49 protein-coding genes are annotated in these 25,142 nt (G+C 63.6%); 26 read left to right on the forward strand and 23 right to left on the reverse strand.

The annotated features are described in order from the left end of the window. Nucleotides 1-21: 21 nt before the first annotated feature. From LZK98_RS11660 to LZK98_RS11770, 23 genes are all read right to left on the reverse strand, one after another. Nucleotides 22-195, reverse strand: a complete 174-nt coding sequence (locus LZK98_RS11660; protein WP_233782529.1) for a hypothetical protein — start codon at nt 193-195, stop codon at nt 22-24. Further along, nucleotides 196-582: a hypothetical protein gene (locus tag LZK98_RS11665; RefSeq protein WP_233782530.1), complete on the reverse strand. Its 387-nt coding sequence runs from the start codon at nt 580-582 to the stop codon at nt 196-198. Beyond that, entirely contained in the window at nt 579-773 is a 195-nt protein-coding gene (locus LZK98_RS11670; protein WP_233782531.1) for a hypothetical protein, read from the reverse strand. The genes LZK98_RS11665 and LZK98_RS11670 overlap by 4 nt, the downstream gene beginning before the upstream one ends. 1 nt (nt 774) lies before the next feature. Then, nucleotides 775-942, reverse strand: a complete 168-nt coding sequence (locus tag LZK98_RS11675) for a hypothetical protein (protein WP_233782533.1) — start codon at nt 940-942, stop codon at nt 775-777. After that, a complete protein-coding gene (locus LZK98_RS11680; RefSeq protein WP_233782534.1) occupies nt 939-1,157 on the reverse strand; it encodes a hypothetical protein in 219 nt (72 codons plus the stop codon). The genes LZK98_RS11675 and LZK98_RS11680 overlap by 4 nt, the downstream gene beginning before the upstream one ends. Next, nucleotides 1,154-1,498 carry a hypothetical protein gene (locus tag LZK98_RS11685; RefSeq protein ID WP_233782536.1) on the reverse strand — a complete coding sequence of 115 codons (345 nt, stop codon included), beginning with the start codon at nt 1,496-1,498 and terminating at the stop codon, nt 1,154-1,156. Before LZK98_RS11685 ends, LZK98_RS11680 begins: the two co-directional genes overlap by 4 nt. Then, nucleotides 1,495-1,692 carry a hypothetical protein gene (locus tag LZK98_RS11690; RefSeq protein ID WP_233782538.1) on the reverse strand — a complete coding sequence of 66 codons (198 nt, stop codon included), beginning with the start codon at nt 1,690-1,692 and terminating at the stop codon, nt 1,495-1,497. The genes LZK98_RS11685 and LZK98_RS11690 overlap by 4 nt, the downstream gene beginning before the upstream one ends. Further along, nucleotides 1,689-2,090: a hypothetical protein gene (locus LZK98_RS11695; RefSeq protein ID WP_233782539.1), complete on the reverse strand. Its 402-nt coding sequence runs from the start codon at nt 2,088-2,090 to the stop codon at nt 1,689-1,691. The genes LZK98_RS11690 and LZK98_RS11695 overlap by 4 nt, the downstream gene beginning before the upstream one ends. Next, a complete protein-coding gene (locus tag LZK98_RS11700) occupies nt 2,083-2,739 on the reverse strand; it encodes an ASCH domain-containing protein (RefSeq protein WP_233782540.1) in 657 nt (218 codons plus the stop codon). Before LZK98_RS11700 ends, LZK98_RS11695 begins: the two co-directional genes overlap by 8 nt. Further along, nucleotides 2,733-2,918 (reverse strand): hypothetical protein, encoded by a 186-nt coding sequence (locus LZK98_RS11705; protein WP_233782541.1) that lies wholly within the window; start codon nt 2,916-2,918, stop codon nt 2,733-2,735. The genes LZK98_RS11700 and LZK98_RS11705 overlap by 7 nt, the downstream gene beginning before the upstream one ends. A 56-nt stretch (nt 2,919-2,974) precedes the next feature. Continuing rightward, nucleotides 2,975-3,577: an HNH endonuclease gene (locus tag LZK98_RS11710; RefSeq protein ID WP_233782542.1), complete on the reverse strand. Its 603-nt coding sequence runs from the start codon at nt 3,575-3,577 to the stop codon at nt 2,975-2,977. Continuing rightward, nucleotides 3,577-4,479, reverse strand: a complete 903-nt coding sequence (locus tag LZK98_RS11715; RefSeq protein WP_233782543.1) for a hypothetical protein — start codon at nt 4,477-4,479, stop codon at nt 3,577-3,579. Before LZK98_RS11715 ends, LZK98_RS11710 begins: the two co-directional genes overlap by 1 nt. A 24-nt stretch (nt 4,480-4,503) precedes the next feature. Beyond that, a complete protein-coding gene (locus LZK98_RS11720) occupies nt 4,504-4,719 on the reverse strand; it encodes a hypothetical protein (RefSeq protein ID WP_233782544.1) in 216 nt (71 codons plus the stop codon). After that, the gene (locus LZK98_RS11725) at nt 4,716-6,005 is read right to left on the reverse strand and encodes a PD-(D/E)XK nuclease-like domain-containing protein (RefSeq protein WP_233782545.1); all 1,290 of its coding nucleotides are present in this window, start codon (nt 6,003-6,005) and stop codon (nt 4,716-4,718) included. The genes LZK98_RS11720 and LZK98_RS11725 overlap by 4 nt, the downstream gene beginning before the upstream one ends. Next, on the reverse strand, nt 6,002-6,259 hold the full coding sequence (locus LZK98_RS11730) for a hypothetical protein (protein WP_233782547.1): 258 nt from the start codon (nt 6,257-6,259) through the stop codon (nt 6,002-6,004). The genes LZK98_RS11725 and LZK98_RS11730 overlap by 4 nt, the downstream gene beginning before the upstream one ends. Then, nucleotides 6,256-6,981, reverse strand: coding sequence for a hypothetical protein (locus tag LZK98_RS11735; protein ID WP_233782548.1), 726 nt, complete (start codon nt 6,979-6,981; stop codon nt 6,256-6,258). The genes LZK98_RS11730 and LZK98_RS11735 overlap by 4 nt, the downstream gene beginning before the upstream one ends. Then, entirely contained in the window at nt 6,978-7,118 is a 141-nt protein-coding gene (locus LZK98_RS11740; protein WP_233782550.1) for a hypothetical protein, read from the reverse strand. The genes LZK98_RS11735 and LZK98_RS11740 overlap by 4 nt, the downstream gene beginning before the upstream one ends. Beyond that, nucleotides 7,115-7,423 (reverse strand): DUF6197 family protein, encoded by a 309-nt coding sequence (locus LZK98_RS11745; protein ID WP_233782552.1) that lies wholly within the window; start codon nt 7,421-7,423, stop codon nt 7,115-7,117. Before LZK98_RS11745 ends, LZK98_RS11740 begins: the two co-directional genes overlap by 4 nt. Continuing rightward, complete coding sequence (locus tag LZK98_RS11750) at nt 7,420-7,686, reverse strand: hypothetical protein (RefSeq protein WP_233782554.1); 267 nt, start codon at nt 7,684-7,686, stop codon at nt 7,420-7,422. Before LZK98_RS11750 ends, LZK98_RS11745 begins: the two co-directional genes overlap by 4 nt. Then, the gene (locus LZK98_RS11755; RefSeq protein WP_233782555.1) at nt 7,683-7,970 is read right to left on the reverse strand and encodes a hypothetical protein; all 288 of its coding nucleotides are present in this window, start codon (nt 7,968-7,970) and stop codon (nt 7,683-7,685) included. Before LZK98_RS11755 ends, LZK98_RS11750 begins: the two co-directional genes overlap by 4 nt. Further along, on the reverse strand, nt 7,949-8,113 hold the full coding sequence (locus LZK98_RS11760; protein WP_233782556.1) for a hypothetical protein: 165 nt from the start codon (nt 8,111-8,113) through the stop codon (nt 7,949-7,951). The genes LZK98_RS11755 and LZK98_RS11760 overlap by 22 nt, the downstream gene beginning before the upstream one ends. A 94-nt stretch (nt 8,114-8,207) precedes the next feature. After that, nucleotides 8,208-8,432 (reverse strand): hypothetical protein, encoded by a 225-nt coding sequence (locus LZK98_RS11765; protein ID WP_233782558.1) that lies wholly within the window; start codon nt 8,430-8,432, stop codon nt 8,208-8,210. Between the two features lie 95 nt (nt 8,433-8,527). Next, on the reverse strand, nt 8,528-9,406 hold the full coding sequence (locus LZK98_RS11770) for a LexA family transcriptional regulator (protein WP_233782560.1): 879 nt from the start codon (nt 9,404-9,406) through the stop codon (nt 8,528-8,530). Between LZK98_RS11770 and LZK98_RS20715 the strand changes: the two genes are divergently transcribed. The 26 genes from LZK98_RS20715 (at nt 9,356) to LZK98_RS11890 (ending at nt 25,142) form a co-directional block, all read left to right on the forward strand. Further along, nucleotides 9,356-9,511, forward strand: a complete 156-nt coding sequence (locus LZK98_RS20715) for a carph-isopro domain-containing protein (protein ID WP_406693343.1) — start codon at nt 9,356-9,358, stop codon at nt 9,509-9,511. The two genes, LZK98_RS11770 and LZK98_RS20715, sit on opposite strands and share 51 nt — an antisense overlap. Nucleotides 9,512-9,719: 208 nt before the next feature. Beyond that, nucleotides 9,720-10,007, forward strand: a complete 288-nt coding sequence (locus LZK98_RS11775; protein ID WP_233782561.1) for a hypothetical protein — start codon at nt 9,720-9,722, stop codon at nt 10,005-10,007. After that, nucleotides 10,004-10,231: a hypothetical protein gene (locus LZK98_RS11780; RefSeq protein ID WP_233782562.1), complete on the forward strand. Its 228-nt coding sequence runs from the start codon at nt 10,004-10,006 to the stop codon at nt 10,229-10,231. The genes LZK98_RS11775 and LZK98_RS11780 overlap by 4 nt, the downstream gene beginning before the upstream one ends. Then, nucleotides 10,231-10,689, forward strand: coding sequence for a hypothetical protein (locus LZK98_RS11785; protein ID WP_233782564.1), 459 nt, complete (start codon nt 10,231-10,233; stop codon nt 10,687-10,689). Before LZK98_RS11780 ends, LZK98_RS11785 begins: the two co-directional genes overlap by 1 nt. Next, complete coding sequence (locus tag LZK98_RS11790) at nt 10,686-10,844, forward strand: hypothetical protein (protein WP_233782566.1); 159 nt, start codon at nt 10,686-10,688, stop codon at nt 10,842-10,844. The genes LZK98_RS11785 and LZK98_RS11790 overlap by 4 nt, the downstream gene beginning before the upstream one ends. Beyond that, nucleotides 10,841-11,020, forward strand: a complete 180-nt coding sequence (locus LZK98_RS11795) for a hypothetical protein (protein WP_233782568.1) — start codon at nt 10,841-10,843, stop codon at nt 11,018-11,020. Before LZK98_RS11790 ends, LZK98_RS11795 begins: the two co-directional genes overlap by 4 nt. Continuing rightward, a complete protein-coding gene (locus LZK98_RS11800; protein ID WP_233782570.1) occupies nt 11,017-11,223 on the forward strand; it encodes a hypothetical protein in 207 nt (68 codons plus the stop codon). The genes LZK98_RS11795 and LZK98_RS11800 overlap by 4 nt, the downstream gene beginning before the upstream one ends. Then, nucleotides 11,220-11,378, forward strand: a complete 159-nt coding sequence (locus LZK98_RS11805; RefSeq protein ID WP_233782571.1) for a hypothetical protein — start codon at nt 11,220-11,222, stop codon at nt 11,376-11,378. The genes LZK98_RS11800 and LZK98_RS11805 overlap by 4 nt, the downstream gene beginning before the upstream one ends. After that, nucleotides 11,375-11,713, forward strand: a complete 339-nt coding sequence (locus LZK98_RS11810) for a LexA family protein (RefSeq protein ID WP_233782572.1) — start codon at nt 11,375-11,377, stop codon at nt 11,711-11,713. The genes LZK98_RS11805 and LZK98_RS11810 overlap by 4 nt, the downstream gene beginning before the upstream one ends. Nucleotides 11,714-11,885: 172 nt before the next feature. Beyond that, the gene (locus tag LZK98_RS11815; protein WP_233782574.1) at nt 11,886-12,083 is read left to right on the forward strand and encodes a hypothetical protein; all 198 of its coding nucleotides are present in this window, start codon (nt 11,886-11,888) and stop codon (nt 12,081-12,083) included. Continuing rightward, complete coding sequence (locus tag LZK98_RS11820; protein ID WP_233782576.1) at nt 12,080-12,505, forward strand: VRR-NUC domain-containing protein; 426 nt, start codon at nt 12,080-12,082, stop codon at nt 12,503-12,505. Before LZK98_RS11815 ends, LZK98_RS11820 begins: the two co-directional genes overlap by 4 nt. Next, nucleotides 12,502-12,684, forward strand: a complete 183-nt coding sequence (locus LZK98_RS11825) for a hypothetical protein (RefSeq protein WP_233782578.1) — start codon at nt 12,502-12,504, stop codon at nt 12,682-12,684. The genes LZK98_RS11820 and LZK98_RS11825 overlap by 4 nt, the downstream gene beginning before the upstream one ends. After that, nucleotides 12,684-14,687, forward strand: a complete 2,004-nt coding sequence (locus LZK98_RS11830; protein ID WP_233782580.1) for an AAA family ATPase — start codon at nt 12,684-12,686, stop codon at nt 14,685-14,687. Before LZK98_RS11825 ends, LZK98_RS11830 begins: the two co-directional genes overlap by 1 nt. A 450-nt stretch (nt 14,688-15,137) precedes the next feature. Then, nucleotides 15,138-15,272, forward strand: a complete 135-nt coding sequence (locus tag LZK98_RS20530; RefSeq protein WP_264757849.1) for a hypothetical protein — start codon at nt 15,138-15,140, stop codon at nt 15,270-15,272. A 222-nt stretch (nt 15,273-15,494) separates the two neighbouring features. Then, nucleotides 15,495-15,899 (forward strand): hypothetical protein, encoded by a 405-nt coding sequence (locus LZK98_RS11835; RefSeq protein WP_233782581.1) that lies wholly within the window; start codon nt 15,495-15,497, stop codon nt 15,897-15,899. Next, nucleotides 15,896-17,482, forward strand: coding sequence for a phage terminase large subunit (gene terL / locus LZK98_RS11840; protein ID WP_233782583.1), 1,587 nt, complete (start codon nt 15,896-15,898; stop codon nt 17,480-17,482). Before LZK98_RS11835 ends, terL begins: the two co-directional genes overlap by 4 nt. Then, nucleotides 17,479-19,878 carry a hypothetical protein gene (locus tag LZK98_RS11845; RefSeq protein WP_233782584.1) on the forward strand — a complete coding sequence of 800 codons (2,400 nt, stop codon included), beginning with the start codon at nt 17,479-17,481 and terminating at the stop codon, nt 19,876-19,878. Before terL ends, LZK98_RS11845 begins: the two co-directional genes overlap by 4 nt. Nucleotides 19,879-19,916: 38 nt before the next feature. Next, complete coding sequence (locus tag LZK98_RS11850) at nt 19,917-20,075, forward strand: hypothetical protein (RefSeq protein ID WP_233782585.1); 159 nt, start codon at nt 19,917-19,919, stop codon at nt 20,073-20,075. A 16-nt stretch (nt 20,076-20,091) separates the two neighbouring features. Continuing rightward, nucleotides 20,092-20,295, forward strand: a complete 204-nt coding sequence (locus LZK98_RS11855; RefSeq protein WP_233782586.1) for a hypothetical protein — start codon at nt 20,092-20,094, stop codon at nt 20,293-20,295. Between the two features lie 2 nt (nt 20,296-20,297). After that, entirely contained in the window at nt 20,298-20,630 is a 333-nt protein-coding gene (locus LZK98_RS11860) for a hypothetical protein (protein ID WP_233782588.1), read from the forward strand. Next, a complete protein-coding gene (locus tag LZK98_RS11865; RefSeq protein WP_233782590.1) occupies nt 20,630-21,010 on the forward strand; it encodes an FmdB family zinc ribbon protein in 381 nt (126 codons plus the stop codon). Before LZK98_RS11860 ends, LZK98_RS11865 begins: the two co-directional genes overlap by 1 nt. Nucleotides 21,011-21,014: 4 nt before the next feature. After that, on the forward strand, nt 21,015-22,241 hold the full coding sequence (locus tag LZK98_RS11870; protein ID WP_233782591.1) for a hypothetical protein: 1,227 nt from the start codon (nt 21,015-21,017) through the stop codon (nt 22,239-22,241). 12 nt (nt 22,242-22,253) lie between these two features. After that, nucleotides 22,254-23,276 carry a phage major capsid protein gene (locus tag LZK98_RS11875; protein ID WP_233782592.1) on the forward strand — a complete coding sequence of 341 codons (1,023 nt, stop codon included), beginning with the start codon at nt 22,254-22,256 and terminating at the stop codon, nt 23,274-23,276. 12 nt (nt 23,277-23,288) lie between these two features. Further along, nucleotides 23,289-23,657 carry a hypothetical protein gene (locus LZK98_RS11880; protein WP_233782593.1) on the forward strand — a complete coding sequence of 123 codons (369 nt, stop codon included), beginning with the start codon at nt 23,289-23,291 and terminating at the stop codon, nt 23,655-23,657. Between the two features lie 58 nt (nt 23,658-23,715). Next, nucleotides 23,716-24,438 (forward strand): hypothetical protein, encoded by a 723-nt coding sequence (locus tag LZK98_RS11885; protein ID WP_233782594.1) that lies wholly within the window; start codon nt 23,716-23,718, stop codon nt 24,436-24,438. 2 nt (nt 24,439-24,440) lie between these two features. Beyond that, nucleotides 24,441-25,142 carry a phage adaptor protein gene (locus tag LZK98_RS11890; protein ID WP_233782595.1) on the forward strand — a complete coding sequence of 234 codons (702 nt, stop codon included), beginning with the start codon at nt 24,441-24,443 and terminating at the stop codon, nt 25,140-25,142.

The raw sequence follows: 25,142 nt of genomic DNA on the forward strand, positions 1-25,142 counted from the left end.
GCACCGAACTCCTCGAACGCTTCAGATAATTGCCGCACAAAGCGGGCATGTAACGGTGCGGCTTCGGGTCTCGCTCCACACATAGCCGGGCTCGTCGCTGGCCAAGTCGAAGGCGTCGCCGCACAGGGTGTGTTCCCCGCCGGCCACATCGTTGATGACGTGGACCATGCCCTCGGCTTCGACGAACGTGGCCATCTACTCCCCCTCCATGTTCGCGGCTGCGCGGAGAGCGGCGGCGACGAACGCGCGGATAAGAGCACCGCGGTAATCGCCTTCCTGCCACCCATTTCGGCTGACGCGCTCCATGGCTTCGTCGAGGGTAGACGCAATCTCGTAATCGTCGACCAGCGTCATCGCGGCATCGAGCGAGGCGGTATAGTGCGGCAGTTCAGGCGCGTTCCCGCCGTGGTCGTAATAGTCACGCTCCAGCACCATGACGCTGTGGTCTCGGTGGCCAAAGAAGCTATCGCCGTCCCGCTCACGGACGATGCCGCGAGCGAGCGCGACTTCCGCATCAAGCTCGCGATCCGCCGTCGCGGCCTCGACCCGCGAAGCCAGTGCGAGAAGCTGTTCGGATGTCATGCCTCACCACCAGTGATTTCGATGGCGGCGTCACTTTCCCATATCGGCACCAACTCCACGACGCGCCAGACGCCTTTGCCCTTGGCCTCGCCCTCCTCGATCGCGTGGGATTGAAGAGCGAATGCCTCGCTATCCAGCCACTGGAGTTCGCCGTCACGCGGGTTAGTAAACCCCTGCTGCAGAATGAACATTTCAATTCTCCTGTTCGATGCGCTTTTCGATTTGCTTGTGCACCCAGGCCAGTGCTGCTTCGAGGTCAGCGAATGACGTGTCCGCCATGTCGCCTTCGCCTTCCGGGCCGGCGAGCGCGGCGTTCAATGCGCCCTCCATCGCTCGGAGGCGCTTGAGGGTTAACTTCATGATCCCTGCCCTTTGAGATAGTCGCGATCCTTTCGCCCGTATCCGAATGGATATCGGTCGATTATCGGCTGCGCGATCGGCTCCGCCTGCAAGTACAGACGCTCCATGTCGTCGGCCCTGTTCGGGGAAACGTCGTCGCTATACCGGGCCCACATCTTCTGGATGATCCGGTACAGGTCGCCGACCGCGACGACGAGTTCTTGGCGCTCGCTCACTTGCCGCCCTCCCTAAGGAAGCGATCGACGGCGATGCCGAGAGGTGATGGCCGATAGACCTTCGAGCCGCGCGAGCCGCTGCACGAGACGCCCCATCGCTGCTTGCCCTCGGCCAGTCCGAGCTTGACGAGCTTCGACAGGCGATAGCTATGATCGCTGCCGTTCGATCCGCCACAGTCGAGCGGTCGCGCGTACCCCGGCGTTCTGCCGGTGCTGTAGCCCTTGGCGTGCCATTCCAGGCTGGTGGCGCAAGCGCTGGCAAGCTCAGCGAGCATATCGCGATCGCGCTCGCTCAGCTTCCGCGCCACCTCGGCGATATCGGGGGTGTTCGGGGCGGTCACGGCAGATCATCCAGGCTAAGGGTGTAGGCCATCGCGCCGAGCCCGCATTTCGTGCAGACCCGCTCGCCGCCTCGGCCGTCGTCGAACTCGCGCCAGCCTTGGAAATCGTGCTCGCACTCGACCTTCCGCTTGATGTGCAGCGTCAGCGGCGGATGCGATCCGAAGATGCGCCGGTAGTTGTCGCGTTCGCTCACCGCTCGCCTCCGTTGGTTGGCAGATGCTTGCCAGCTTCGATCTCGGCGGCGATGACGGTCAGGGCATCGCCCTCCGCAGTGATCGCGTCGGATAAACACCCGGTGCCTTCTCCATGGCAGCGCTGCGCCTCCGCCCGGATGTGGTGCAGGATCGCGGATCGCTCTTCTTCCAGATCCTCGATCCTGGAGAGGAGAGCCGGATCAATCGCGGCGGCAGCGGAGCAAAGCGCCTCGAAGTCGTCGCTATGGACGATCCAGCACTTCTCACCGTCGTCGGCTTCGATCGATATTTGCCGGCCGTTGCGAGCGCGATAGGTGTCCGTCGCATTGGCAGCGATTGCGCACGCCGCCTCATGCAGCCGCCGCAGCTCGGATAGGTCTAGGGGTGGGTTAGGCATGGGCAGCCTCCAGAGAGTCGATGTTGCCGCGCACGACGCGGAAGGTGATGGCGACCACCCAGGGGTTGGCGTCCCAGGCGTCAGCGCCGTGGAGGCTGTTCCAGAGCTCGCGGTAGGCTTCGACCGGATCCTCTAGGCCTTCCTCGACGAGCGTCACGCCTTCGCGGATCGCATCGGCCTCGCTGATGTCCTGCAGCCGCTCGACCTTCACGCCCTCGACGATCAGGGTGAGGCGGGAAGCCCAGCGGGGCATGTGGATCGATGGCCGTGACAGGCGCCCCAGCTTTTCGCGGGACTGGTCGACCATGCGGAAATATCCGTGGAGTGCCGCATCGGGAATGGAGCCCGTGTTCGGCCCCGTTTGCAGCGTAGCGCCGTCGGCAGAGAATATTACCTCGCCGTCGTGTCCGTCGGACCAGAAATAGATGCTCTCGCGCACATAGAGCCGATCGCCGACGGCGAAAGGAATGTCGCACGCGAGCCATTCCGCGTTGCCAGGATCCAGCACATAGGAATCCGACCACTGACCATCGAGCAGGCTCGGACGCTTGCCGCGCGGCTTCGCAAGCCGCCTCGTCTGCGTCTTCCGCCCGTCGAGCAGCGCGCGCACCATCGGAGCGGAGAAGATGATAGGCCGATCCATCAGCACACCATCCCAGCCGCGCGGGCGAGACGCAGGCCGCGGCGCATCCGCTGCCGCTGAGCGACCCGGGCATGAGCCTCGGGCAGCGACGGCCAGTCCGCGACCGTGATCGGCCAGGATGGCGACCCGTCGGCGCGAAGGCGCTGGCTGCGCTGGAAGGCTATGCTGTTGCGATAGTCAGCCATCGAAGTGTCGGGCGGCGCTTGTTCGGCTTGTCCCGCCCGTCCCTGGAGGAAATGGTTCAGCCCTTGATCGCCTCGATCCGCGCGACGCCGTACTCGCGCAGCTCGGTCGCCTCGTCGTCGTCGAGAAGCGGGGCGAGCGCGGAGACGCGGGCCATCTCTCCGAAATAGTGCCGTGCCGCCCTCTGGTAAGCCTCGGAGGCAAGCTCTGGTGTTGGGTAGCTTCCGAGAAAAAGGGCCTTCCGGTTGACCTGAATGCGGGCCTCGAAGCGATTCCGATGCTTCTTCACGCCTTTGGGCAGAAGGCGCCCGGCAGTTGGGGCAAAGTTGTATGAGTTTTGCCGCGGCGTGACGATGCGGAGGTTCGCCCGGCGGTTGTTGAGCGGGTTACCGTCGATGTGGTCGACGACCATGCCGTGAGGAACGTCACCAACAATCAGACGATGAAGCGATTGCCACTCCCGCCCTTCGCGTCGAACGACATATGGGCGCCGGCCACGACCAGATCGTGCCGCCCTCCAGCGGCAGCGGCCGTCGACAGCGATTTCGATGTCTTGGACATCGATCACCGCAATGGCGTCCGGATAGCTCGGAACGGCAACGTCGATCAGTGCGCGATCATCCATGACGGTGATCGAGTTCGGTTTCACGATGCCGGCCATCACGACTTCGCCTTCCCAAAGCGCTCCTTGGCGGCCGTGATTTCCTTCTCGACTGCCGCGACCAGCTCTTCCGGCATGGCGTCACGGTGCTTGCGCAGATCAGATTCCACGGTGAGCGCGTCGCCAAGGATGGCGGCGTTGACGCATCGCGCTGTCAGATCATCGGCTAGCTGGCGTGCTGGATGGTCGGCGAGCGTGTCGTTGTGGTCTTCGCCGCGGTCGGTGTCGGCTGAGCCTTCGGAGGCCTCCTCCTGCTCGGGCTCGACCACTTCCTCGGCCGGCGCCGCCTGGTGCTCGATCATCGCAGCGGTGAGCGGCTGGACATCGACGGCTGCCGCAATGGCGACGTCCTCGATCTCCTCGACCGTGCGATAGCCGAGCATCACTTCGGGGGCGTAGAGGTTCACAAGGAATGATGCGCTGCGATAGCGCAGCATCAGTTCCGGCATGGTCCGATACTTGGCGTTCTTGGTCCAGCCTTCGGCCTCGGCCATTGCCATGTCGACCGTCATCTCGACGCGCTTGCCCGACTTCGCGAGCGTGGCGAAGCACGTGGCGGAAAGCGTCTTGCCGGCGCCGGCGATCTCCCAATCGAGATCATCCTTGAACTTCCCCGAGGCGTTGGCCCGCGCGATCATGTATTTGGACGCAAAGCCGGCCTTGCCGTTGATGACGTGGATGTTCTGCATCACGATCAGCGGCATCTCGCCCATCGCTTCGGCGAGGGTGAGTGCGATGTAGCAGTTGGCGATAGCCTGCTCGGGCGAACCCTTGCGGAGATGCTCCGGGACAAGGGGAGACATCGCGAAAGTGCGCGCCTGCCGTTGTGCGAGGGCGAACTTCTCAGCGGCCGCGCTCTGCGGAGCGACTACAAGCTGTCGAGTATCGACGGTGGTCTGCAACTGGGTTGCCATTATCGTTCTCCGTCAGAAGTGGATTTCGGATTCGGTGACGTACCGCTCGCGGCGGATCAGCTCGGGCTCGGCTCCCGCGGCCTGGAGCTCGGCGTCGACGATGTGCCGGACGGCGGCGGCGCGATCCGGCGACAGCATGCCAGCCTGCGCCCACAGCGCCCGGAGGCTCCGGATGCGCCAGTTGCGCTGCCGAGCGCGGTCCTGCGCCTCGGTCGGTCGCGTGCTCATGCCGCAGCCGCCCAGGCCATCTCATGGCCTTCGATGTCGTCGATCCGCTTCCGCGCCCACACGGGAAGCCCGACCTGCGCCGGCTCGTCGGCGTAGCCGGGCCAGCGATCGGCGCTGAGGCACTCGGCAAACTTGCGGATCGCCTGCCGGTTGAGCCAGCGGCCGCGCTCGATGTCCTCGGCCGGCAGCTCGTACAGCGCGACGCAGTACGGCGGCTCCTTCTCGACGACGACGTGCACCCAATGGGTCGGATAGTGCCCGTACACCGCCTTGATGCCGTCAGCGTAGAAAGCTGCGGACTGGTGATAGCCGAAGTTGGCGATTGCGCGCTTGAAGCCGTCGGGGCTGGCATTGGTCGGCGCCACGAACTTCAGGTCCGACACGACCATGACGTCGCGGTGCTCGACGATGCTGTTGGGCCGGAAGTCGGGGCGGGCACGGAGCCAGACGCCGGTCTCCGGGTCCTGCCAGGCCAGTGTTTCCTCGGTGACGCCGTTGGTCAGCGTCGCCATGGCGAGACCGTTGCGCCGGATCGCGGCGGCGACGGCGCAGACGGCCTCGGCGTCAGCATGGCGCAGGATCGTCTTGCCGGCCTGTTCTGCGTCGATCGCAGCGAGCTGGTCGTCTGTGAAATTGACGGTCCGCTGGCTCGGCGCCCGATAGTCCTCCGGCAGCACATGGTAGTGCTCGGGCCAGCGCTCGCTCAGCAGCAGCATGTCGTGCGCCGCCTTGCCGATGCTGAAATGCGGCTTCCCTTCCTCGGGTGGCCGATCCGGGTTCATCGGGCTGTCGAACCAGAAGTGATAGGGCGACTTGTTCAGCAGCGTCTTGGCGCCCGTCGACGACAGCGACGGCGCCGGTAGCAGATCCGGGTTGCGGTGGTAGTCCTCGGCGTCGATGTTCGGATAGGCGCCGGGGGCGGTGATGATCGGCGAACAACGCACCTCGCGCAGCGCCGCCCACGGATCGGGCTTCACCGGCGCCGGCTCGCCGACAGGCAATTCGCGCTGGTCGGCGCCGGGATTGCGCTCGCGCTTCGGCCCGGTCGCCTTCGGCCGCGGCATCAGCACCGCGCCCATGTCCTTGAGCAGGCGGCGCACCTCGGTGATCTTCATGTCGAGGCCGCGCTGATCGCTCGGCGAAGACGGATACGGCCGGAACTGCTCGACCTCGCCGAACCGAAACACGGCACGCGGGTGCTTGCCGCCCTCCTCGAACCGGACGGTCACACCGGGCCAGCGCTCGACCTCGCGCTCGATCGCGCCCTCGTAGTCGCGGCGCGTCACTCCCCCGCCTCCCGATCTTCCGCAGCCCACCGCGCTTCCTGCTTGGCGCGTTCGGCGGCATCGCGTGCGGCGACCTCGGTATAGAAGCGCTCGCGCTCGGCAGCGGCCTCAGGCGAGGCCGCGAGCCGCTCCATGTTGGCGACGATCTCGCCCGAGGTGCGCGCATCGGTGCCGACACGACGGCGGAAGCCCGCCAGCATGTCGCGCTCCGACGCCTCCAGCACGCGGGCGAATTGGGCGGTGTGGTCGGTCATGCGTCCCTCCGATGCTGGACGAGCATGGCGCGCGCCTTGTCGTCGAATTTCACCAGTGAGTTCTGGATGCACTCGACCTGCTCGTCGGTCAGCGAGCACGAAAGGTAGCCGTCGCCGACTTCCTCGCCGTCCTCATCGAGCTTCTTCGCGATCGGATAGGTGTCGAGTTCGCAGATGCGTTCGACGAGACTGTCGTAAGCCCATTCGGCGTCGCGGCGCTTCTGGTCGGCCTCGCCGACAAGGGCCTGCTTGATCTGGTATTCGAAGCTGCGACGCTGGTCGATCCGCCCAGGCTGGTTTTCGTCCAGCTTGGCATTCTGCTCATCGGCCATCGCCTTGGCGCTGGCGTAGGCATCTGCCTCGTTGTCGAACAGGCAGCTCTCGCGATAGACGGAGCCGCCGCCGATACCGGTCTCATTGCACATGTACGACACCGGATCGTCGTCGCGGTCGAATGACGATTTCGGCCATTCGATGCGAACCTGCCCGATCGTCAGTGGGACGGTGCAGGCGACATAGGAATGCTGCGTCAGCTTCGTCCGGCCGTCGCAGCGCGGGCACGCAATGTCCGCTTCCGTGCCGGCAGGCGAAACCGCCTTCCATTTCCCGGTGCCATTGCAATCGGGGCAGTTGAAGGCGCTGCCGGCAGCGTTGGTGCTGGCGTACCAGACCTTATCGCCGATCTTGTAGCGCGGCGTGGGCATGTCGGACTGCGCGCTCACACCATCCTCCGTTTCAAGATCAGCCCTAAGGCCAGGAACACAGCCGCTGCGAGGAAGCCGGCGGCGCTGAGCCAGTCACGCGCACCAAGCGCGGAGGCGGTGCCGCACAGGGCGGCGAGGGTGCCGAGGCGGGTCATTTGCCTTGCTCCCGTGCGAGAGCGGCAGCTTCGCGAAGCTTGGCGACTACCTCGGCTTGGGTGCGCTCGGGGGCGTCGTTCCAGCACCAAATTCGCACGATCGCCAAGCCTCCACCTGGAGAGATTAGGTTCGCGAAAAAGCGCTGAGCATCTAGTGCGATCCCATCGGGATGCGCCGCACCGATCGCGGTGCTAGCGCACCAACATACGCCTCGAACTCCACCGTTCTTCTGCGTCCACTTGCCTTCCGGCTCGATCAGGTCGGCCGCGCGCTCCAGCACATCGGCAACAGACAGCGCACTCATGCCGCCTCTCCAAGCCGGTGTTCGCTGTAATCCACGGTGATGGTGCGGCGCTGGTCGCGCTCGTCGTTCCCAAACGTCCCATTGCCTTTCGCCCGCATCTCGTGCTCAAGAGCGTCCGCGGCGTCCAAAAGCTGGTCTCGGCACTCGAACATCTTGAGCGTGTCGGCCAATGCCCGGATCAACTCGATCTGGTCATAGGTGCCGAGGGACATGGCGTTGGCGAACAGGTCGCGCTTTTCGCGATGGGTGAGCTGGCAGGTCATGCGGGCTCGCCAACAGTCACGATATTGGTGTCATAATCGAGCGTGAAGATGCGGCCAGTTACCTTGCCAACCTTCTGCGCTGTGGACTTGGCAACATTTTGCCACCAGTTGGCATCATCGTAGCCGATCCAACGGACGACGCCGTCCGCACCGGCGTATACCTTCCAGTACATGTCGTTGCGGGACTGGCTAAAGTCCGCGACCATCGTGGTCTGACCAACACCATTCATGATACTGATCTCCAAAAGGGTGGAAGCTGAGTTCAGGCGGCGGCGCGAGAGCACGTCTCGGCAACCCGCCGACGTTGCGCGCGGGCAGCCCAGCGCAGATTGCGGGCGATGGAAGGGGTTTCGGGCCAGCGCTTGGCGGCCTCGACAGCCTTCGCCTCCAACTGAAGAGCGCGGGCGATGCGATCGGCGTTCGTCATGTGGAAACTCCCATCTCCACCCGTCGTCTGACGGGGTGTGTGCGTCTGAATTCATCCTCGCTGCGGGCACATCAGCACCCGCAGTCCGGGGAAGTCAGACAACCCGCCAGACACGGACGCCGCCGTCGACAGCGGCAGACTTGAAGTTGAAGGGGAGGCCGGCACGCATCGCCGTTGCCCGCACAGTTGCAAGAGCAGAGACCCGCTTCGCACCGGGGAAGAAAATGCTATCGCCGACTTCCATGCTCTCGACGGGCACGCGCAGCTTACGAGGCTTCTGCGCCTCAGTAGGAAGGGGGATGTTTCGGTCGATCTTCATCTCGCTCTCCAAGAACGGCATGAGCGCCGTTGGAGAGCGGTGTACGCGTACAAACGTACGGCGTCAACCCATCAATATGCGTTACGCGTAAAAAATTACGCAACCAGCTCCGGCCATGGGATTACGCGGTCCATCCGCGCCACGCGTTCGGTGGGCAGGCGGAAGGTTATGTGTGGGGTATATTGCTCCAACTCGATGTAGCTCGCGGTCTTCCGCACCAACGTCTTCACGAGCACCGCGCTGGTGCGCTCGCCTTCATACTCATCAGGCATGCGCATATATATAACGCAGTCCTCGCCTACGCTCGGCCGGCGCTTTTGCTCGACGAATATCATTTCGCCGTCGTGGTGACGGGGCGCCATCGAAGACCCCTGCACGTACAATGAATAAACATCGGTGCGACCATCGAGAATCACCGGGCGACGCACATAGCCGATGATCTCTGCGCTATTCAGATATGTTTGCTCAATAGCCTCGCCATCCATGATAACATCGGCGCCCAGCGCGGTCCCGAGTATCGGCACATCGCGGCGCATTCGCTGATCGCTGGCCCCCTCCATCGGAGGCGCCGGTCGGACATTGGGTGCGACCGGTATCCCAGTGAGCGACCAGATTTCAACGGGCTCGATCGGCGGAGAGCCACGGCCGGATAGCGCATCAACAAACCGCTGTGCGATTTCGTTTGGCAGCGGCTTGGAGTAGGACGCCTCTAGAAAACGCTGAATGCCCGACGCGTGCCGATAGCCAGCGGCCGCCGCCAACTCGCGCATTGTCATCCCCGCGCGCACGCGTAAGCGCGATAGCGCCTCGCCAGTAGTTTCGTTCTCAGGCACGTACGGAATATCGACCGCGAGCGGTACACATTCCACGTTGACCTTTGTACGCGTACAAGATATCTCGGCATCATGATCGATGCCAGGGCCATGATAGCAGTGCGCGGCGGCATCCGCCCGCTCGCTCGCAAGCTGGAACATGCCAATCACACAACCGTCCAGGGTTGGTGGGAGAGAAATCGCATCCCGAGCGAGCGTCTGGCGGAAGTCGAGGCAATACCGCCCGAACAGGCAATGGCATCATGATCCCCCACCGCACCTCCCTGACGGCGGGGAGCCGGGGCACCTCCACCTCCCCAAATGGCGCCCCGGCGGCTACCGACAACTGGCTCGGAGTCGACAGCGCGACAGTGCGCTTTGGCAGCACGACGCAGGGGACCGCTCCCTTCTGCAAGACCTGTCAGCGTCACCGGTACGGCCCCTGTGGCGTGTCGGTGTGCCCGTGGAGGGCAGCATGAGCAACATGTCCGTTCTTTGGCAGAATACATGCCTTGGTCTCAGTGAAGGCGCGCAGGCGATCTACTTGCGCGGCGCAGCCAGAGACGAGCGCAAGTCGTTCAACATGGCGTGTCTCTGGCAGGATCGGGTCGAGCCGATTCTTCCGCGCGCCATAGAGCGAGCATACGCGATCATCCGAAAGAGCGGCATCGTCGGTACTAATCCAAACGTGGAAGCCGATGTGCTGGAGTTCATCCGAGAGCGTCATTTCCGCAGATTCTTCCCTGATGGGAGGGCAGCATGAACCCCATCGCCATTCTCGTCGCTGGCGCGATCGTCATCGCGACGATCCTGCTCGTCAAAGGGCTGCTGGCTGTTCGCAACGCCCCCGTCGATCCCGCTTGGGCCGAGGAGCCGTTCCCCGCTGGCATCCCCGATCCGCTCCCCGAGCAGAGCGAGAGCAGCCGCAAGGGCGCAGCAGAGAGGGCGGGGGCTTCCAACATCAATCATGACGGGAGGGGCATCTAGTGCACCGCAGCAATTTTCCCGAGCGGGAACGCCCGGTCTTTTCCGCTTCTGCCGTGGTAAACGAGGTCGCTGAAGCGCTGAGCGCTATCCGTCGCGAAGACGGACTGACCTTCGCCGACATGGCCGCGATCATGGGCAAGAGCGAGGATCAGGCAGCGAAGTACTGCGCCGGTTCGGCAACCATGGATCTGGTGACGTTCGCGCGATCCTTCCGTGAGTGGAACGGGCGCTTCGCTGGTGGGCTGCTTCGCCTGTGTCAGCAAAGTCGCCCTGTGGCACCGACTGATCGTGCCAAGGGTTCGGCAGTACTCAAGGCCGCGCTCGCGCTGTCCGTCGCCCTGGAGGATGATGACGCGATCGACAGCGACGAGGTGCGCCAGAACCGGGGCACGCTCGAAAATGCCCGAGACGCAATCGACGCCCTGCTTGGCAAGCTTCAGCCGAGGAACGTGGCATGATCCACCTCCTCTATCGCCGCATCAAGCAGCGTAGGGCCATCGCCAAGCTCCAGCGCATCGTCGCCGAGCGCGCCAACAGCTTCGAGGTTCGCAGCTACCGTCAACACCGTGCCGCTGCAAAGCAGGGCTGGGCGAAGAAGCGGGGGATGGCATGAGCAGTGCCGTTCCATACGCGCCGGACTTCATCACCAGCCTGTTGCGGCAGATGTCGCCGGCTGAGCTGGCCACAGTCAAGGCTGACGATTTCCAACGCTGGCCTGTTCAGATCGTTACACCGGCCAAGATCATTCGCGAACTCACCTCAAACGAACGAGCAAGGAGGAAGTCATGAAGGCTGACCGTCCGCTTACGCCTCGTCAATGCGAGGCCCTGTTAGCTGCCGAAGATACGTTGTTCGGCGATACCAAGATCGCTCCTGGCTACGGCCGGATGCTTCGAGGACTGCGGCTGCGCGGGCTGATCGAAGGTGATGTGCCGCACGTCTACCTAACTGACGACGGCAAATCCAAGCTCTCCGAGCTGGCCGCGTCATGACCGACATTGAACTCAAGCTTGAACATCGCGCCCGCGACTATGAGGATGCATTGGAAGCGGCGTTGGACGCCCTCCAGGATTATTGGGACGCGTATAGCTCAGACATCGCCGCGATCACCGAGCTTCGTGACGCCTTCCGGACGGCTGGGCTATGACCCATCCCCGCGCACCCGGCAGCTACCAGGGCCTCACCGTCAAGCAGGCTGAGCTGCTGAGCTACCTCCGCTTCTACATCGCTGAGAGCGGCGGCGTTCCTCCGTCATTCGACGAGATGGCGGAGGCCATGGAACTGGCCAAGTCGAATGTACATCGGCTCGTCCGCGGCCTGGAAGAACGGGGCTATGTCACCCGGTCGGCCAATCGCGCTCGCTCGATCATCGTTCATGATCAGCCCGCGACACCTTACCACATCCTTCTCAACGCCAGCGTGGCTGAGCTTCTCGACGCACTGAACCGCAAGGGCGTACAGATCGCGATGGTGCGGGGATGACATTGCGTGAGCGCGGCCGCCTCGGGAATATCGCGCATGCCGCCGGCGCCGATCGCCGCGCTCGCGAACTTCACGCCGTTCTCTCTCGTGGGGAATGCCTGAAGCGCGCCGCAGCCATCGTCGGAGTCTCCTACCGTACGGCACGTCGCTACCGTCTGCGGATTGCCTGCTGATGCGCCGCTGGGGGGCACCGCAGCTTGGCGCGTCCGAAGCCAAGGCGCAGCTGATCGCGCGGCTCTACGGCTGCACGGACGCCGCCTTGGCGCGACTCACCGTCGACGACATCTGCCGATTCCACCGCGTCGATCGTCGGCTCGCGGAATATGAGCTGACGATCGCTCGCCAGAAGCGAGGAGTTGGGGCGACATGAGCGAGCTTGCCCTCCTCGAGGATGATCTCGCGCCGGAGCCGCTGTTTCCGGTAGAGCCGCGCGATTCCAATCCCGCGACTGAGCAGAAACGCCAGGAGACCCTGCTCGCCATGCTGCGGCGGCTTGCTCCGGGTGTGATCGCGTTCTCCGTGCCCAACGAGGGCAAGCGTTCCGATTGGGAGCGCGTGACCCGCTGGAAGGGCGGTGCTCGCCGCGGTGCCCCTGACCTCATCATCGCGTGGAACCGGGGCGTTGCCTTCGTCGAGATGAAGGGTGGGAAAACCGCGCTGCGCCCGGATCAGATCGAGATGCTGAACGGTCTCTATCGCGCCGGCCATCATGTCGCCGTATGGCGTAATCCCGCGAGCGCGCTGGCGTGGCTGCGAGACTGCGGCGCGCCTATCCGGGAGGCGCGCCTGTGACGATCGCGGACCTGGCCAGCACGCTTCCGGAGCATCTCGTCGCGCTGCAGCTGCTCGTCAATCGCTGTCCCGCGCCTGAAGATCGCAAGGAACTGATCGTGACCGCAGGTAGCTGCGGCGCGGTGTCTCCCGAAGATGCGCATCTGATGATCACCGCCAACCACTTGGAAACGGCATGATGGCGGTCGATTTCGACGCGGTTCGCCGCGACTATCCCCTCCAGGAAGTCGTCGGCAAGACCCTTAACCTGCGCCGCTCGGGCGGCAACATGGTTGCGGTTTGCCCGTTTCATCCCGACAAGAATCCCAGCCTCGTCCTGTTTAAGGACCAGACCTATCACTGCTTCGGATGCGGCGCGCACGGCGACGTCATCGATTTCGTGGCTGGGACGCAACATCTCTCGATCAGTGAGAGCATCCGGTTCCTGACCGGCGGCGAAGCCCCTCGCCTCGACGATGCTGATCGCGAGCGGCGCCGACGCGCGGCTGCGGAGCGAGAGTCGCGCCTACGGCGGCAGCAGGAGGCCGCGACGATCGAGGCGAGGCGACGCTGGGAGCGCGCGCTCCCCGTTAACGGCATTGGCAACGCTTATCTCGACCGCAAGGGGGTCGCGCCATACGGATGTCGCCGCGAGGGCGAGAATCTCCTTGTGCCGATCTACGACGATGTCGGCGAGATCTTGTCCGTCCAGTCGATCCCGCCGGAGCCAGGTGGGCGGAAGCTATTCCATGGCGGCGCTCCGGTCGCGGGCGGGACGCTCACCCTTGGTGACAATCCCGAGGGGCCAGTTATCATTGTCGAAGGCTTTGCCACCGGGGCGACGGTTCAGGCGGCGACTGGTTTCGTCGTCATCGTTGGATTCAGCAAGGGCGCGCTCAAGCGCACTGCGGAGATCGCGCGAGCACGACATCCGACGCGCGCGATCATCGTTGCTGCGGACACTAATGGGATCGATGCTGCCGAAGAGGCGGCTGCGGCGGTAGGCGGTCGCGTGGTCGTTCCCGATCTCCAGGGTGCCGAGGGCACGGACTTCAACGATCAGGCCGCGCATTACGGCTTGGAGGATGTCGGGCGCTCGTTCGCGCCCCCGCTGGTGGCGCCCGAGACGCCGCTCCCGCTGGTCTGGTTCGATGACAACCAGCCCTACCTCAGCGGAAACTGGCTCATCAAGAACGTCGTGCCAGCGGAGGCGTTCGTCACCATCATTGGCCATCCCGGGTGCGGCAAGAGTTTCCTCGCGCTGGATATCGCCCTCCATATCGCCTCGGGACGGCAATGGCAGGATCGCAAGGTCAAGCAGGGGCTCGTACTGTATCTCGCCGCCGAGGGGCAGCGAGGGCAGCAGAATCGTGTCGAGGCCTGGCGCCGGCACAACGAAGTCGATGGACTGCCCTTCGCTCTTATTCCGGTAGCGATCAACCTGCGGGACGCCAAGGCGGACCTTCCCAAGCTCATCGCCACGATCGAGGCCGCCGTCGCCATGGCCGGCCTACCCCTCGCCGCGCTCGTGGTCGACACCTTGAACCGGACATTCGGCGGCGGGGACGAGAACGGTGTCGACATGTCCGCCTATGTCGACAACGTCGGCAAAATACAGTCGCATTTCGACTGCACAGCGCTCGTCGTTCACCACATACCCAAGAACGCCGAGACCATCAGCGAGCGCGGGCACGGGTCTCTGCGGGGGGCCATAGAAACATCTCTCCTGGTGCAGGCGGATGCCGAATCCGGCGTGCGGACTCTGATCTGCAAGAAGCAGAAGGATGCCGAGGACGGGTGGAAGCTTCAGTTCAGGCTCAAGGTGGTCGAGCTCGGTGAAGACGAGGACGGCGATCCGGTCACCTCATGCGTCGTCGTTCCCGCGACGGATGAAATCGCCGCTCAGCGCTCCCGCGGGCCCAGCCTCAGCCCGACCCAACGGCAGGTCTACAATGAACTGCTGGCGGCGCTTGAGGCCGCCCCGGTCAGCGTGCCGCGCGATATTCCCGAGGATCAGATCGATCGAATGAAGGTCGGCAAGGTGGTTTCAAAATCCACCTGGCGTGATCGCTGGCTCGCGATCGGAGGATCGGACATGGAGAGCGAAACGGCCGCGCGGACGTTCCGCCGCGCGATTACCGAGCTTCAGAACAAGGGGCTGGTCGGCGTCTGGAACGACCATGCCTGGGCTACTTTCCAGTGAGGCGGACAATGGCGGACAAAAACGGACAACGCGGCGCAGGGGCAAGGCGGACAAATCGGCGGACAAAAGGGAGGTTTCCCCCTTTAGGGGGAACCCCCGTTGTCCGCCTGTCCGTGCCCCTGAATTTCGAGAGGGTGGCATGACCGACCACATCACCGAAATCCCACCATCGGACCAAGGCTATCCCGGAATGACCTTCCTCATCCGAAACAATCGGGAATACGCATCGAGAGGTGTTGGGAAACAGGTCCGCAAAGCTCTGCGGGATGCAGCGGATAGGGGAAGGTGTTAAGTGCGTGGACGCCCTCCACTGACCCGAGCTCGTGTGCTCACCTATTGGCGCAAGCATGGGCCGTGCACGATTATGCAGATCGTGCGCGCCACCGGAGCTGAGCGTCGGCATGTCCAACGGATCATGCGCGCTGCCGAGAAAGCTGGTATGGTGGCGGGATGAGCGAAGTCGAGAAAATCGCGGCATACCTGGAAGCGTTGGCCGAGAAGGAGGCGGACGATCAGGTCGCTGGCGCCCTGTTGAACGCGGCTGATGATATTCGCGCAGGGAAGCATCTTGAGGTGGCGGGATGAGAGATTGGATAGAGCAGATGACGCCCGAGCAAGCCAGAGCGTTTATGGCTAGCGCGATCGAAATTGAGGTCGTTCCTTTCGGGCGCGATTCGAATGGACGCCGCTATTATCGGCAAAAGAACCCCGTGAGCTTCCGCGATCTTCATCGTATTGCGAGAAAGGCGGAACTCTGATTTTTGCCGCATAGGCCGCATCATAAAATTACCATAGATGGTTTGGCCCATGGCGGGCCGTCCATCTTCGTATGATCCTGAATACTGTCAGCAGCTTGTTGACCACATGGCAACAGGCGCAAGCGTCGCCTCCTTCGCTGCTGAGATCGATGTAGCCCGCAGCACCATCAACGAATGGGCGAGCAAACATCCGGAATTTTCGGAAGCGCTTGCGCGAGGCAAGGCCAAATGCGCCGCTTGGTGGGAGAAAATTGGTCGCTCTGTCGCTGAGACAGGGGATGGCAGCGCGACCATGGTTATCTTCGGCCTGCGGAACATGGCGGACACGGACTGGCAGGATGTCCAGAAGCGTGAATTGAGCGGTCCTGGCGGTCGGGCGATCGAGCACAACGTCAAATCCGCACGCGACCTCACCGATGACGAACTGGCCGCCATCGCGAGCCGTGGCCAGTGAGCGCAGCGTTCGCCATCCCCCCGCATTTCGCGGCGCATGAGCTTCTACGCCGCCGTCGTGCCCGTGTGAGCATGGTTGATTACGCGCGCTACATCGAAGTGCCTGGAGCGCCCGTCGCTGAGAACGACGACGACACGGAATTGTTCAAGCCTGTCGAAACGCATTTGGCTCAGCACCACGAACTGATTCTTCAGGCTACCGAGCGCTGCATCAATCGTCACCGTGGCCGCACGATGCTGTTCCTGCCGCCCGGCAGCGCAAAGAGCACCTATGCGACCGTGGTCGCTCCGACGCATGCCATGGGACGTATTCCCAACTTCAAGGTTATTGGTGTCAGTTACGGGACTGACCTGGCGCGCAAGTTCGGCCGCCGCATGCGTTCGATCGTCAAGCAGCGCGCGTATGAGCGCCTGTTTGATGTTGGACTGAGCGCGGAGAGCAGCGCCGCCCACGAATGGGCGCTCACCAATGGTTCGGAATACATGGGCGGGGGCATCCTGTCGGGCATCACCGGCAACCGTGCTGACTTCATCGCTATCGATGACCCGATCAAGGGGCGCCAAGAGGCTGATTCGGAGGCTGTCCGCAAGAGCACGATAGACGCCTACCAAGAGGACGTGCTGACGCGCCTCAAGCCCGGCGGCTCGCTGATGATCACGCAAACGCGCTGGCATGAGGGGGACCTTGCCGGTTCGATCCTGCCGGAAGGGTGGGCTGGCGAAAGCGGCATGATCGCTTGCCGTGATGGCGAGACGTGGGAAATCATCTGCATCCCGGCGCGGTGTGAGCGCGAAGACGATCCGCTCGGGCGGCCTGTTGGAGAATACATCTGGCCCGAGTGGTTCGGCCGCGATCATTGGGCGGCATTCGAACGCCTGCCGCGCACATGGTCAGCGCTCTATCAGCAGCGCCCGAGCCCCGACACTGGCGACTACTTCAAGCGCGAGTGGATCATCGAGGTAGATGCCATCCCTCCCAAGGAGGAAATGGCGATCTACGGCGCGTCCGACTACGCCGTGACCGCAGACGGCGGTGACTACACCGTCCATGCCATCATCGGCATTGGCCACGACGGGCGCATGTACCTGCTGGACTTGTGGCGGGCCCAAGCATCCTCGGATGTGTGGGTTGATGCCTTCTGCGCGCTGGTGCGCAAGTGGCGCCCGATCGGTTGGGCTGAAGAGACAGGGCAGATCAAGGCTGGCGTAGGGCCGTTCCTCGTCAAGCGCATGCTGGAGACCGAATCCTACACCGTCCGCGAGCAATTCCCGACGCGCGGTGACAAGGCTGTGCGGGCGCAATCAATGCGCGCCCGAATGGCGTTGCAGGGGCTGCATGTTCCTCGTGGGGCGCCGTGGCTCAGCGATTTCATTTCCGAGCTGATGAGCTTCCCGGTCGGCGTGCATGACGACCAGGCGGATGCGATCGGCCTCGCCGGCCAGCTTCTCGACCGCATGGGGACCGGGAACGCGCCGAAGTCGGAGGAGCAGCAGGCGCGCGCCCGTGCTCGCACTACCGGAGCCCCGACCGTCGTTACTAGCGGCGTGGTTGCGCCCCCGCTCCCGATGGGGAGGCGTCGGTGACCGACATCAGCACCATGGAGACGACGGACACGTTCGCCGAGCCTGACGAGCCGAAGTCGTCGCGCGCAATCCTCACCGCCATCCGCAAGGCCGAGGATTCATTCCGGGAGTGGAACGCTACCTGCGACACAATAGATGAGATCTACAGCCTGGACGGCGCTGGCTATGGCGGCATGCGTCGCGATCTCGACGTGTATGGCTGGCGCGACAGTGAGCTAGACCTGTTCTGGGCCTCATACGAGGTGCTCAAGCCTGCGGTTTATGCCCGGCCTCCGCAACCGGTCGTCGCCCCGCTGTTCAAGGACGGCAAGCCGGTCAACAACGTCACGGCCGAGTTACTGGAGCGCTGCTCGGTATCGGTGTTCAAGCGCACGTCCATCGGCGACGTGATGACGCAGCTTCGCGATGATCTCCTCTTCACGTCCCGCGGTGTGCCGTGGGTTCGCTACGAGGTGGAGAACGGGCGCAAGAACATCTGCGTCGTCCACAAGGATCGCCGTGACTTCCTGCACGAGCCAGGTCGCAAGTGGGATGAGGTGGGCTGGGTCGCGGCTGCAGAGTGGCTGACCCGCAAGGACATGCGCAAGCGCTTCCGCTCGGCGAGTGGCGACGCATATCAGCAGGCCAAATACAGCCTGTACCGCGGCGACGAAGGCGACGACCGAGACGTTGAGAACCGCGCGACCGCTCGCAAGTGCAAGGTTTGGGAGGTTTGGCACAAGGCCGACAACAAGGTCTATTGGGTTACCGAAGGCGTGGAAGTGTTGCTCGACAGTGGCGAGCCGCACCTTGATCTCACCGACTTCTTCCCGTGCCCCAAGCCTGCCTATGCCACGCTTCGCCGGCGCTCCCTGATTCCGGTACCGGATTGGGAGCGCTATGCCGTCCACTTCCGCAAGATCAGTGAGCTGACCCGGCGCATTTACGCGCTGCTTGAAGACGTGCGGATGAAGGGCCTTATCCCTGCTGGCGGGGGTGTAGGAGACGCGATTGAGGCGCTTGTCCGCAGCGACGATGACCGGCTGTTGATCCCTGTGGAAGCGGCCCAGCTCATGCAGCAGGGCGCGAGTGGTTTCGTCCAGTGGTTGCCGTTGCAGGAACTTGCCGTAGCCATTCAGGGCCTGATCGAGTCCCGCACGCAGCTCATTCAAGACTTCTATCAGCTCAGCGGCATCAGCGATATCATGCGCGGCGCCACCGAGGCGGAAGAGACGCTCGGGGCGCAGGAGCTGAAATCGCAGTACGGCTCCGTCCGCGTGCGCGAAAAGAGCATGGAGTTGCAGCGGGTCGCTGCCGACACCGTAAAGATCGCCGCCGAAATCCTCGCCGAGAAATTCAGCCAAGACGACCTGCTCGAAATGAGCCAGATGGAGATACCGACCAAGGCGGCCATCTCCAAGCGCATTGCGGATATCGAGAAGGCTGCACGGCAGGAGATCGGGGCGCTTGGCGAGAAGGCTCAGGAAGCCGCCGTGCAGGCCCAGCAGAGCGGGCAGCAGGTAGACCCTGCTCAGGCCAAGCAGCAGTTTGAGCAGGCTCAGCAGCAGATACTGGCGAAATACGCGCCGATGCTCGCCGACGCCGAAGCACAGGTCCCAATCGAGGACGTGATGAAGCTGCTGCGCGACGACCGCGCGCGCAATTTCACATTCGAGATCGAGAGCAGTTCCACCATCTTGACCGACGAGCTTCAGGAGAAGCGCAGCCGCAGCGAGTTCCTGTCGGAGTTCTCATCGGCCACGCAGGCGCTGTCCAGCCTGATCGCCATGGGCGAGGAGGGGGCGACGCTTGCAGGCGAAATGCTCAAGTTTGTGCTCGCGCCGTATCGCGCCGGCCGCCAGTTAGACGGCGCTATCGAGGAGTTCATCAAGGCCGCGCCGCAGATGGCGCAGCAGATGCAGGCGCAGCAGGGTGGTGGCGAGAGCGAGGAAATCGCCAAGGCCAACCAGACGCTCGCGGATGCCGAGATGGTCAAGGCGCGTGCCGTTACTGCGCAGGTCCAGGCGAAGGCTGCGCAGGATCAGGCCGAGAACCAGCGCAAGTTCATGGAAATGCAGCAGAAGGCGGCTGCTGATGCGCAGAAAGCGCAGCACGAGAATGACAAGCTGCGCCTCCAACTCGCTGACATGGAGCGCAGTGGCGACAAGCTCGCGGCCGAAGTCGATAAGCTGCGGGCCGACACCTATGCCATTCTGGTCAAGGCCGGCGTTGCTCAGGATCAGCAAGCACTCGCCGAGTTCAAGACCGTGGCCGACGTCCACGCTCGCCAGACCGAACACGCGATGCAGGCGGAGAACGCCGCAACCGATCGCGACTTCCGTGAGCGCGGCGAGGCGCGCGCCGATCGCCAGCAGGATTTCTCCGAACAGCAGGCAATGAATGGAGCCGAGCAATGAGCGGTATCCCTGTCACGATCACGAACATGGGAACCCCGGTGACGAACACCGCTGGCGGCATCCCCGTCACCCTCACGGGCGGCACCACTGCCGCGATCGCGGATGGGCAGGAAGCTGAGATCGAGATCGACGGCACACCCACCACTGTAACCTTCACCGTGGTCTCCGGGCAGATCACGGGAATCACCACCGCTTAGCCCGAGGAGACGAATGATGGCCGATACCAGACGATTGGTAGAGCTGGGGATGGTGCCCGAGCTTGCGAAGGAAGTTTCGACGCAGATCAATGACGCCGGTATCACGCCGGGGGCTGCGATCGCGGACCTTGCAGGCGGCGCGGACCTTGCCACGACCGTTGCCAAGGTCAACGCCATTCTGGCGGCCCTTCGCACGGCCGGCATCATCGCGGCGTCCTGATCATGGACGCCGCCGAGATGGAAGCCATGCTCCAAGACTCGGTTACCGAGATCAAGCCCAAGCTGGCCTATCTCGACAATCGCGAACTGGACCGCATGCACCGCCTGGAAGAGCAGGGGCGTAATCGCTCCACTCTGCTCGCCGCGATCGACGCTGCGAAGCTGGAGCCCAAGCGCCCCACTGAAGCGCCCACCGTTCTTGCCGACGACTACGCCCGCGAGTTCGACCTCGGGCGCCGTGCCCGTCAGTCGGCCATTAAGGTCGAGGATGCGCCGTTCGATCCGGCATCCAAGCAATATGCGGCATGGCTCGCCGGCTATGAGAGCGTCGGCTGATGCCGCTGTACGACTTCGCATGTGACAGCGGCCATCGCTTTGAGCGCGCCGTGCCCCTGGCGCGGTTCGACGAGGTGCAGGCGTGTCCATGCGGGTCGGCAGCGCACCGGCTGGTTTCCGCACCACGCGTCATTTCTGACTACATCGAACCGATCCGGGGACCGGACGGCAAGATCCACGACAGCATGCGCTCCTATCGCCGCTCGCTGGAGCCCAGCGGCAACCCGCAAGGCGAGCGGTACATCGAGATCGGCAACGAAGAGCTGAAGCCGCAGACGCCGAAGTTCGACCGCCAGCAGCGCGTCGACGACATCAAGGCCGCCATCGCGGACGTGAAGGCCGGCAAGCCCATTCCTTCCCCTGTGTTCCTTGAGGACTGAACCCATGACCGACCTCGCTACCGACGAAGCCCCGCTGTCCACGGTAATCGATACCGAGCCGGGCCCGAGCGCTGCCGGCGGGGGCACGCCAAGCCTGACCGAGCCCGCTGAGCAGCAGCCCCCGCCCAAGGAAAGCGTGCGCGACAGCCTGGAGGCCGCCTTCCGCGCCGACGACTCAAAGAAAGAGGAGAAGAAGGAGGCGAAGGGCGACGAGCCCAAGCCGGAGCAGAAGGCGGAGACCAAACCCGAGAAGTCCGCCGCTCCCGAAAAGAAGGACGCTAAGGCCGAGGCTGAGCCAAAGGAGGCGCCCAAGGATGACGCGAAAGCCGCCGCCGAGCCTGCCGAGACCAAGGAAGCCGCGCCCAAGGAAGAAGCGAAGCCCGAGGAGGCCAAGGAGTTCCGGGGACCGCCCAAGCGCTTCCTGCCGGACAGCCATGAGGTATGGCGCAACGTCCCGCGGTCGGTGCGCCGAGATATCGAGGTGATGGAGCGCGAGCACGAAGAGGAGCGGCAGCGGTTCCAAGAGGTATCGCAGCGCTACGACCGCATTCGCGATTTCGACGAGCTGGCCCGCTCCAATGGCCGCGATCTTCGTGAGATCCTGGCGCAGGTTCACCAGTTCGAGAACCTGATGCGGCAGAATCCCATCGCCGCTCTCAATATGGCCTTGATGCAGGTGGGACCACGCAAGGCCGATGGCCAGCCATTTTCCCTCTACGACATCGCTCAGCACATCGCTCAGCAGGGACCGGAAGGCTACCAGCGGATGGTTGCGCAGCCGGCGCCGCAGCCACAGCCACAGCCAGCGCGCGAGAGTGAGGAGATGCAGGCGATCCGGCAAGAACTTGCAGAGTTGAAGGTCAGCAGGATCGAGGCCGATGTAATCGAGCCGTTCAAGGCCAAGCATCCGCGCTATGACGAGTTGCAGCAGGATATTGCATTTTTCCTGAAATCTGGCAGAATACCGCAGTCCTTGAGCCTGACCGAACGGCTCGCGGCGGCGTATGACATGGCTGTACGGATCAATCCGTCTTCTCATGCCGCAACACCCGCCGCGAGCAATGATCCAGGCCCTGGCGCAGACCGCCGCGCTGATCCCGAAGACTTCAGCGGCTCCAAATCCATCAAATCATCGCCCGGTTCGGTCACCGAAGACGTGTCCGACATGGCGAAGAGCGGCGAATCCACGCGGGACAGCCTCCTGGCGGAGATGCGGCGCTTGCGACGCTAAGGAGCCTTTCGAATGTCGATCAATCCGGATCGTAATTACGGGCAGCTACTTACCGCTGCCGTGGCGCGTCGATCCCGCGCCGTCCAGAATATCGTCTACAACTCGACGCCGCTGACGGCGATCCTCATGGATCAGAACCGTATCCGCACCAAGCGGGCAGGCGGTCCCGAGCTTCGCATCCCCGTCCAGTTCGACAAGCTGACCGCGCAGTGGTTCACCGGCTACGACAAGATTGAGATCACGCCCAAGGAGCTGCTGAACTCGGCAGTCTTCCCGTGGTCACGTGTCGTCTCCCCGTTTTCCCTCAACGGAACCGAAATGCTGTTCACGGGCGGCGAGGAAGAGATCATCGACCTGATGGAATTCTACCTCAACACGGCCGAGCAGGGCGTGAAGGAAGAGTTCGAAACGTCACTGGTCGGTGACGGCACCGCTGCGGGCGGTCGCCAGATGATCGGTCTCGGTGGCGCCATTCCGGTTCTTCCGAACACCGGCATCTACGGCGGTATCGACCGTGCCTCGGTCGCCAACTGGCGCACCAGCACGTTCAACATCGTGTCGGGCGACGTGGCGGGCTACACGACCTGGGACAGCACCACGGTGCGCCCGATCATCGACCGCATCGCGCTCGCTCGTTCGCGCAACGGCCGCTACGCCAAGCTGCTGATCGCCGACGCACTCGCCTACGAGCCGATCGCGTCTTCGTTTGTCGCGCATCAGCGTATCGTCTCGGAGCGTTCGGAGCGTCTAGGCCGGCTGGGCTTCTCGGGGCTGACTTACATCACCCCGGCGGGACCGGTCGATATCGTGGCGGCGGGAGGCATCGGCAACGTCATGCCGGCCAACACCGTGTTTGGCATTGACGAAGAGGGGCTCTCCATCTGGGAGTTCCCGAACCAGTCGTTCGTGCCGTTCCATCCCGGCAACGGCCTCCGTCCCATCAATCAGGACGCGATTGCGCAGGGCATCGTGTGGTCGGGCCAGCTTGTGCTCGAAAACCCGCTGTTCTCCTACCGCATCCGCACCACCTCGTAAGGAGCACGGACAATGGGAACGACTTCTCCTTTCCGCATCAGCCACGGGCTGGGTCCGGATCTTCATCAGGTCGTGAAGGCCGATCAGGTCTGGTACGAGGGCGCCGGTCGCGGTGCCAGCGGCGCCGGTCAGGTCGGAAGCCCGCAGCTCGGGGTGACCGAGCGGGGAGACGACGGGCGCACCTACATGTGGGTCGAGGCTTCGGCCACGATCGCCGTGGCGGCTTCGCCCGGTACGCAGGTCACCGTCACGGTGACCGGTCCCGACAACGTAACGGTCGCTGCCGGCTCGGGCGGTTGGTACGCCCCGAACAGCGGCTTCTACAGCGGCACCATTGCGGCCGGGGACCGCTTCTGGGTCGCCAAGGGTACGGCCCCCTAAGCCGATCCTGGCGGGGGCTTTCGGGCTCCCGCCTTTTCTTCCCCCACAGGAGCGAACCATGACCCGCCTCGCCATCATCGACGAACACGAAATCACCATCACGCCGGTTTTCAAGTATCTGGAGCTTGAGAACATCCCCAAGTCCGAGGCGCGGGGCCGTAAGGTCATGGAGATGCATGAGGTTGTCGAAGTCCGGTTCGCCGGCTCCAAGAACTTCTCTCCAGTCTTCCCGGCGCACGAGTTCTGCCGCCGCGAGGGCAACCATGTCATCACCTACGCCGAACGATGGGCCGAGCAGTATCGCGCGTTCAAGGACGGCAACCCACAGGAAGCCGCCGGAACGCCACTGGAGATGCTCCGCGATCACGGTGTCACGCCAGAACAGTTGGCGCTGTGCCGCGCGCTACGCATCTATTCGGTCGAGGCGCTGCACGATCTGGAAGGACAGGCGGCAAAGTCTCTGGGCATCCATCAGAACGTGCTCAAGGACGCCGCTCGCGCGTTCATGGCCGATCGCCTGAGCAGCCAGAACGCGCTCAGCGAGATCGAGGCGCTCCGCAAGCGTATCGCCGAACTGGAGAGCCGCTCCACGGCGGTCCCGGAGAAGGATTCGACGCCCGAGGAAATCGAGCGGGCTATCCAAGCAGCGGACGCGGCCTATGCCGATATGACCGATGACCAGATCAAGGACGAAATCGCCAAGATCACCGGTTCGCGGCCCCGCGGCAATCCTAACCGGCGCACCCTGGAGCAGTCGCTGAGCGAGCTTCTGGCGGCCTGATCATGGCCATTCTGGAGGCCATGCAGTCGGCAGCGGTAAAGCTGATCGGACGCAAGCCGGGGGCATTCTTCGGAGCCGCCCCCGGCCTCGTATTCGAGATGGAGATTGCTGACCTTGTGAACGAGGTGGCGCAGGATATCGCCAAGTCGCATGACTGGCAGTCCCTCATCCGCCTTCAGACGCTCGACGGTGATGGTACGCAATCCAGCTACGATATGCCGGATGATTACGACCGGATGCTGGTGCGCTCGGACGTGTGGGACCCTGACAACTGGATTCAGGGCTATGTCCATACGGTCGATATCAATACCTTCCTGATCACGCAGGAGGGCGCGTTCGCCGTGCTCCCCGGTGTATGGACGATCTACGCGAACCAGATGCGGTTCGCGCCGCCGCTCAACAATCGAGCGCAGTTCCCGTACATCACCAAGAATTGGGCCAAGGATGCGAGCACGACGCTTCCCAAGGCTCAGTTCACCGCGGACACCGACGAATTCCTGCTGCCCGAGCGGCTGTTGATGCTGGGGCTCGTCTGGCGCTGGCGCGAGAACAAGAAGCTGGATTTCACGGGTGACCAGGACGCCTTCACGAAGGCGCTGGGGGAATATGCGACCCGAGACAGGGGCTCGCGCGTCTATCGCCGTTCCTATTACCGGGTGATGCCCGGCACTTATCCCTCCTGGCCTTGGCCCCTGGGGGTCTAG

Origin of the sequence: Sphingomonas cannabina (assembly GCF_021391395.1) — a bacterium.
In the GTDB taxonomy this organism is placed as follows: domain Bacteria; phylum Pseudomonadota; class Alphaproteobacteria; order Sphingomonadales; family Sphingomonadaceae; genus Sphingomonas; species Sphingomonas cannabina.